The sequence below is a fragment of the Bacillus sp. 220_BSPC genome (assembly GCF_001054655.1).
Classification (GTDB): Bacteria; Bacillota; Bacilli; order Bacillales; family DSM-1321; genus Peribacillus; species Peribacillus frigoritolerans.
Window position 1 is genome coordinate 1 of sequence record NZ_JVPL01000248.1, and the last position, 626, is coordinate 626.

Annotated in this window: 1 pseudogene; it reads right to left on the reverse strand. The window is 34.7% G+C overall.

The features are described from left to right. Window positions 1-549, reverse strand: a pseudogene (locus tag ADA55_RS19595) (HTH domain-containing protein); the annotation flags it as partial. Between the last annotated feature and the right edge of the window lie 77 nt (window positions 550-626).

Consider the following 626-nt stretch of genomic DNA (forward strand, 5'->3'; position numbering starts at 1 on the left):
ATTCCAACGAGAAATAATTATAATAACCACTTCTTGAGACGCCAGCCAGAGTACAAAGATAACTGACCATATTTTTCAATTGATACTTTTCAACCACTGACCGAATAAGTATATACTTTTGGCTAGGAGAAAGCTCTATTTCTTCGTCCCCCTTTCTGCAATACGAATCTTTTTTAATAGTTCGTTTTCCGCCTTTAGTAAGGTAATTTGTGCTTCTAAACGAGCATTTTTCTCTTCTAAGGTAAGTTCCTTTTCTCTAAGACGTCCTGAGTTTTCAGTTCTAGTGTCAAGTAAACCGATTATCCCCTTATTCTTGTAAGCATTTTGCCATCTTTTGTTCGCGGAATAAATTCTGTCCATCCCCAAAACCTCTGGATCAAACCCACAATGTTCAAATATTTCTCTCGCAGCCTTTCCTTTCTCTCTTTCAGAAATAAAAATATGCTTAAATTCATCTGTATAAGTGATTCCTTTTGTACCAACTGCTTTAACATATTTATTAGTTGATAGCTGCTTGGTCTCTTTCTCTGTGAAAATCTTTTTACTCATTATTTTCCCGTCTCCATGTTATCTCTAGTTGTGTTTCTTAATTATACAAAAAAGTACCCTATTGGTAGACTTTTTTT